Source organism: Geothrix sp., from assembly GCF_049292215.1.
Taxonomy (GTDB): Bacteria; Acidobacteriota; Holophagae; order Holophagales; family Holophagaceae; genus Geothrix.
The window spans coordinates 1-5959 of record NZ_JBATQW010000095.1; the positions used below are offsets into that span (position 1 = coordinate 1).

At 67.7% G+C, this 5959-nt stretch carries 8 protein-coding genes and 1 pseudogene; 6 read left to right on the forward strand and 3 right to left on the reverse strand.

The window, feature by feature from the left end:
- A pseudogene (locus tag WAS25_RS15435) lies at positions 1-444 on the forward strand (hypothetical protein); the annotation flags it as partial.
- A 25-nt stretch (positions 445-469) separates the two neighbouring features.
- A complete protein-coding gene (locus WAS25_RS15440; protein ID WP_422313711.1) occupies positions 470-922 on the forward strand; it encodes a hypothetical protein in 453 nt (150 codons plus the stop codon).
- Positions 923-924: 2 nt separating this feature from the next.
- On the opposite strand, the gene WAS25_RS15445 is transcribed toward WAS25_RS15440, so the two are convergent.
- Positions 925-1233, reverse strand: a complete 309-nt coding sequence (locus WAS25_RS15445) for a 4a-hydroxytetrahydrobiopterin dehydratase (RefSeq protein ID WP_422313713.1) — start codon at positions 1231-1233, stop codon at positions 925-927.
- Between the two features lie 66 nt (positions 1234-1299).
- On the opposite strand from WAS25_RS15445, the gene WAS25_RS15450 reads away from it, so the two are divergent.
- Entirely contained in the window at positions 1300-2058 is a 759-nt protein-coding gene (locus WAS25_RS15450) for a 3-oxoacyl-ACP reductase family protein (protein ID WP_422313715.1), read from the forward strand.
- Here WAS25_RS15450 and WAS25_RS15455 read toward each other — a convergent pair.
- Both WAS25_RS15455 and folD read right to left on the reverse strand, forming a co-directional pair.
- On the reverse strand, positions 2055-2429 hold the full coding sequence (locus WAS25_RS15455; RefSeq protein ID WP_422313717.1) for a response regulator: 375 nt from the start codon (positions 2427-2429) through the stop codon (positions 2055-2057). The genes WAS25_RS15450 and WAS25_RS15455 overlap by 4 nt on opposite strands.
- A 67-nt stretch (positions 2430-2496) precedes the next feature.
- On the reverse strand, positions 2497-3411 hold the full coding sequence (gene folD / locus WAS25_RS15460) for a bifunctional methylenetetrahydrofolate dehydrogenase/methenyltetrahydrofolate cyclohydrolase FolD (RefSeq protein WP_422313719.1): 915 nt from the start codon (positions 3409-3411) through the stop codon (positions 2497-2499).
- 179 nt (positions 3412-3590) lie between these two features.
- Here folD and rimP point away from each other — a divergent pair, with 179 nt between their 5' ends.
- The 3 genes from rimP to WAS25_RS15475 form a co-directional block, all read left to right on the forward strand.
- Positions 3591-4160 carry a ribosome maturation factor RimP gene (gene rimP, locus WAS25_RS15465; RefSeq protein ID WP_422313721.1) on the forward strand — a complete coding sequence of 190 codons (570 nt, stop codon included), beginning with the start codon at positions 3591-3593 and terminating at the stop codon, positions 4158-4160.
- 1 nt (position 4161) lies between these two features.
- The gene (nusA, locus tag WAS25_RS15470; protein ID WP_422313723.1) at positions 4162-5490 is read left to right on the forward strand and encodes a transcription termination factor NusA; all 1329 of its coding nucleotides are present in this window, start codon (positions 4162-4164) and stop codon (positions 5488-5490) included.
- 58 nt (positions 5491-5548) lie between these two features.
- A partial coding sequence (locus WAS25_RS15475) for a translation initiation factor IF-2 N-terminal domain-containing protein (RefSeq protein WP_422313725.1) occupies positions 5549-5959 on the forward strand: 411 nt, incomplete at its 3' end.

The window sequence follows — 5959 nt, forward strand, 5'->3', positions numbered from 1 at the left end:
TCCGGCCCTAGCGACCGCCCGGCCCGCCCCCGCCGCGAGGACGGTGACGAGCGTCCCCGCCGCACCTTTGGATCCACCGACCGGCCAGCCCGTCCCCGCCGGGATGAGGGCGATTCCCCCCGCCCCAGGCCCACGACGGGCCCCGGCGATCGTCCGGCCCGACCACGTCGCGACGATGATGCTGAGCGCCCGCGACGCAGCTTCGGCTCCGCCGAGCGGCCAGCCCGACCCCGCAAGGAGGATGGCGAAGTCCGTCGGCCCAGACCCGCATCGGGTCCCGCGGATCGCCCGGCCCGCCCGCGTTCGGAGGGCAGCGAGGCCCGGCCTAAGCGGTCCTTCGGGCCCGCCGACCGGTCAGCGGGTCCCCGCCGGGAAGGCCCCGGTGCCCGCCCCAAGGGCAAGCCCGCACCGCGGACGGGAAAGCCCAAGCCCCGGAAACCCTGAACAATTCGACTGCATCCCTATGCCGATGCGAATTCTGTGCTGCCTCCTCCTCGCCTCGACCCTGGCCGCCCAGGCGCCGGGACCGGACTTTGAGTGGATTCCTGAGGGCTGGTCGACGCTGGGCGTGGATCCGGTCGCCGGGGTCCAGCTGGCGCCCCCGGGCTGCTGGGACGGACTGCTCCTCGGGGCCCCCGTCCGGTCAGCCCGCCACCGATCCAACCCCGAGGCCACGGTCGAGGTCTGGGACCTGCTGCCGCCCAGTTCGCCGCGCCGCGAGGCATTCACCCTCTATCTGGGTGGTCTGCGGGAGCGCCTCTCCAGGGCCTTCGCACAACCGCCCCCCAAGCTCCAGGCCCTGGAGCTGAACGACATCATGCAGTCCGATCCAAGCCAGCCGCAGAAGCTGGACCTCACCAAGGTGAAGTCCCTGCAGGACCGCTTCAACCGGCTGCCCCCGCACGGTTCGCGGGTGAAGTAAGCCTAGAGATGCTCCAGGTACAAGCGGTCCAGCGCCTCGGCCAGGTCCAGGTCCCGCTGGGTGATGCCGAGGCTCACGTGGGTCATGAGCACGGCCACGACCCACCGGTAGCCCAGGGTCAGGTCCGGGTGGTGGTTCACGACCTCGGCGTGCTCCGCGGCGGCCACCACGAAGCCGAGCCCTCGGGGGTAGGACGAGAACACGAAGCGCCGGCGCAGGGTCAGGCCATGGGAATCGCCCTGGGCCACCCAGTCGGGGTGCCGCTCCAGGAAGGCCTCCATGGCCTCAGGGCTGACCAGATCCTTGGACATGCTTTCCCCCCTGGTGCATCCTAATCCGTTGCCTTCGGTTTTGTTACGCCTTCCTCGAGTCCCGCCATGCCCTTCAACCATCCCCCCCTCCTCGGCCGCATCGCCTTCGTCACTGGATCCTCCCGGGGCATCGGCCGGGCCATTGCTGTGGAGCTGGCCCACTGGGGGGCGGACGTGGTGGTCCACGCCCAGAAGAACCTGGACCTGGCCGAGGCCGTGGCGGCCGAGATCAGGGGTCTGGGCCGCCGCGCCCTGGTTGTCCTGGCGGACGTGCGGGTGAAGGCGGAGCTGGAAGCCGCCGCCGACCGCGTGAAGGCGGAGCTGGGCCCCGTGGACATCCTCGTGAACAACGTGGGCACCCGGCAGGACGGTCCCTTCATCCTCATGGGCGATGAGAAGTGGGAGGAGGTCATGAACGTGAACCTCCGCGGCACCGTCTACGCCACCAAGGCCTTCGTGCGCGGCATGATGGCCCGCAAGTGGGGCCGCATCGTCAATATCGTCAGCCCCACCGGCATCATCGGCAAGGCGGGCCAGACCAACTACGGCGCCAGTAAGGGTGCGGTGATCGCCCTCACCAAGAGCCTGGCCCGGGAGATGGCCCCTTTCGGCGTCCTGGTGAACGCCGTGAATCCCGGTCTCATCCACACCGAGCTCACCCAGGACATCACCGAGGAGATGCGCCGCGAGATGCTGGCCCCGGCCATCCTCAAGCGGGAGGGCGAACCCGAGGAAGTGGCCGGCGTGGTGGCCTTCCTCTGCTCCGAGTGGGCCAGCTACATGAGCGGCCAGATCATCAACGTAGATGGCGGCCTGTGCCCTTAGGTGACCCGCGGCCCTAGCAGCGCGTTGATCTTGCCGACCAGTCGGACCAGGTCCACGGGCTTGGTGTCGTAGTCATCGCAGCCCGCCGCCATGGCTTCCTGCTGATCAGAGGTCAGGGCCCGGGCGGTCAGGGCTACGACGGGAATGTGGGCGGTTCGGGGATCGGCCTTGATCTGCCGGGTGGCCTCGTAGCCATCGATGCCGGGAAGCCCGACGTCCATGAGCACCAGGTTTGGCTGGTGCTCCCGGCAGAGTTCCAGGCCCCGCTCCCCGTCCTCGCCGGTGATCACGGTGAAGCCACGGCGCTCCAGGAGGCGCGAGATCGCGTCCCGGTTCATCTCGTTATCTTCAACCAGGAGGAGCGTCGGCATCAGGGGGTCCATGGCAAGTGTTACCGAAGCGCCGGCTTTTCGCACCCTCGAGCGGCAATGGGCCCAGCTAGGCGCCTTGGTTCGCGGCCACCAGGGTGTTGCTGAGCAGGCCGGCGATGGTGAGGGGGCCCACCCCGCCCGGGACTGGCGTCACCGCCGAAGCCACTTCCATGGCCTCCCCAAAGCGGACATCGCCGCAGAGGACCCCGCCCTTGGCGCGAAGGGTCTCCAGCTTCTTGGGTTCAGCGGCGAAGATCCGGGCACCGAGGGCCTCGTCCTCCACGCGGTTGATGCCCACGTCCACGACCACGGCGCCGGGCTTGATCCAGGAGCCCTCCACTAGGCCGGGGCGACCCACGGCGGCCACAAGCAGATCCGCCTCGCGGCAGACGGCGGCCAGGTCCTGGGTGCGGCTGTGGGCGATGGTGACGGTGGCGTGCTGCTCCAGCAGCATCAGGGCCATGGGCTTGCCCACGATCTCGCTGCGACCCAGGACTACGGCGCGAATGCCCTTCAATGCCACGCCGTGGTGGGCCAGCAGGGACATGCAGGCCGTGGGCGTGCAGGGGCGGAGACCCGGCAGGCCTTCCAGGAGCAGCCCCTGGTTCATGGGATGGAAGCCGTCCACGTCCTTGGCCGGGCTGATGCGGTGGAGGGCACGCTTGGAGTCCAGGCCCTTGGGCAGGGGGAGCTGCACCAGGATGCCGTCCACCCCGGCGTCGGCGTTCAGCTGGTCTATGAGGGCGTCGAGGGTGGCCTGGGGGGTGTCTGCCGCCAGCTTGTGCTCGATGGAGGTGATGCCCACCTTGGTGCAGGCCGCCGACTTGTTCCGAACGTAGACGTGGCTGGCCGGGTCATCGCCCACCAGCACCACGGCCAGGGCCGGGGCCCTCAGGCCCTTGGCCAGGCGCCCCTCGACCCCCTGCCGGACCTCCTCCAGCATGCGGTCCGCGTGGGCCTTCCCATCCAGGATCATGGCCATGGCAACCTCCAGATTCCATTGAATCCCAAGGCCCCTGTGGCCCTCATCAAGATTCTGTTCTCTTGAGCATTCGGGGGAAAAGCGTTAGACTTCAAGCTCAATTCGGCCATGGTGTCCCGTTTCGGGCCCAAGACTGGGTGGGTTCGACCCACCTTTTTTGTTGTCCTGTCGGAGTCTCAGTGGATTTGAAGAAAGTGCAGGCTCCCCTCGAGCGCCAGCTGGCCCTGCTGGGCTATGAGCTGGTGCACCTGGAGCTTGTCCGAGAGGGCAAGGATGAGATCCTGCGCTTATACATCGACCACCTGGACGCAGAGACCAGCCACCGCAAGGTCACCCTGGACGACTGCACCACCGCCCACGAGGGCCTGCTGCTCTGGATGGACGTGGAATTCCCCGACCTCCGCGAGAAGCTCGGCGTGGAAGTGAGCAGCCCCGGCATGGAACGTCCCCTGGTGAAGGCCGATCACTTCAGGCGCTTCGCGGGCCGCCTCTGCCGCGTGCAGACCGCGGCGCCCATCAATGGCCAGAAGCGCTTCAAGGGCTGGATCGGCCCCGTGGCCGATGGCAGCGTCACCCTCGAAGAGGATGGCGTGCTCAAGACCGTGCCCATCGAGGGCATTCAGAAGGCGCGCCTCGCACCGTTTGACGAAGACAAGACCCCCCGGCCCAAGCACCTGGTCGGGCGATTCACCGAACTGCCTGATGCCGACGGCGTAGAGACAAGCGCCGCCGAAGAAGAGGAGGCCTGAAATGGCAAACGTCGCAACGACCTTTTTCGACAGCGTGAAGATGATCGCCGCTGAAAAGGGTATTCCCGAAGAGGATGTCTTTGCCGCGGTGGAGGAAGCCCTCGCCAAGGCTGCGGACAAGTATTTCAACGCCCAGGACTTCTACGGCAACTTCCAGGCCCAGATGGACCGGGAGACCGGCGAGTTCCATGTCTACGCCCTGAAGCAGGTCGTGGCCGAGGTCGAGGAAGAGGACCTGGAGATCAGCCTGGTCGAAGCCCAGACCCTGAACCCGGATGCCGCCGAGGGTGACACCCTCTGGCTGCCCCAGGACACCAGCCAGCTGGGCCGCATCGCCGCCCAGGCCGCCAAGCAGGTGCTGGTGCAGAAAGTTCGCGAAGCCGAGCGTGAGCGCATCTTCACCGAGTTCGCCGACCGCATCGGCGAGGTGGTGGTGGCCGAGGTCAAGCGCTTCGAGAAGAGCGCCATCATCCTCGAGATCGACCGGGTGGAGTCCATGCTCCGCCGCAGCGAGGCCCTCCGTGGCGACCGCTTCGACAAGGGCCAGCGCATCAAGGTGGTCATCGTCAGCGTTGACCGTAGCGCCAAGGACCCCCAGGTCCAGGTCAGCCGGACCGATCCCAGACTGCTCATCAAGCTCTTCGAGAATGAAGTCCCCGAGATCCATGACGGCACGGTGGTCATCCGGAACTGCGTCCGCGAAGCGGGCGACCGCGCCAAGGTGGCCGTCCACAGCCTCGATCCCGACGTCGATCCCGTGGGCGCCTGCGTGGGCCTCAAGGGCAGCCGTGTCCAGGCCATCATCCGTGAGCTGAAGAACGAGAAGATCGACATCGTCCGCTACTCCGACGACCCGGCCCAGTTCATCGCCAACGCGCTGAACCCGGCCAAGGCCATCCGCGTGAACCTCGGCGACCCCGAGAGCCGCCGGGTGGAGGTCGTGGTCGACGACGAGCAGCTCAGCGTGGCCATCGGCAAGCGGGGCCAGAACGTCCGCCTCGCTGCCAAGCTCACGGGCTGGAACATCGATGTCCGCAGCGAGGCCGACAAGCGCCGCGAAGCGGAAGTCGCCATGGGCCTGGCTCTGCCGGTCCCAGAAGCCGTGGATGTCCCCGAAGAAGTGGCCGCGGCCCCTGCCTCCACCCTCCTGGACACCCTCCAGGTCGAGGGCCTGGACGCCGCCCTGGCGGACCGTCTGGCCGCCGCCGGCTACCCCGACGCCAAATCCCTTTACACTGTTACAGCCGAACAGCTGATGCAGGTGGAAGGCATGGATCAGGATCTGGCCTTCCGTCTCATCGATGCCGTCCAGGCTCACTTCGGGGAGTAGGCTGTCGTCCTGCAGCCCCCTTCCTTCTTCCCACCCCAGGCCGAGGTAATCCGCTTACATGCTGCGTATCAATCAACTCGCCAAAGAGCTCGGAGTCGCCAATCAGGAGGTCATCGAGGCCTGCGAGAAGCGTCTGGGCCTCCCAGGGAAGAGCCACAGCTCCAACCTCACCGATGACCAGGCGGACCAGCTGCGTCGTGGTTTCCAGGGCAAGCACAAGGGGGAGCAGGAAGCGCCCCCCCTCGCCCTGCACAAGCCCTCCGCCGCCGTGAAAGTGGTGAAGGGTCCCGCCCCCACCTCGGCGCCCGCCGTCCGCCTCGAGCCGAAGGCCGAGCCACAGCCTGAACCCTCCAAGCCCGCTCCCGCCGTGCTGGTAAAGAAGGCCGAGCCCAAGCCAGAGGTCCCGGTCGAGGCCGCCCCTGAAGCGAAGGCCGCCCCCCAGGCCGCCGAACCTGCCGGAGCTCTGGCC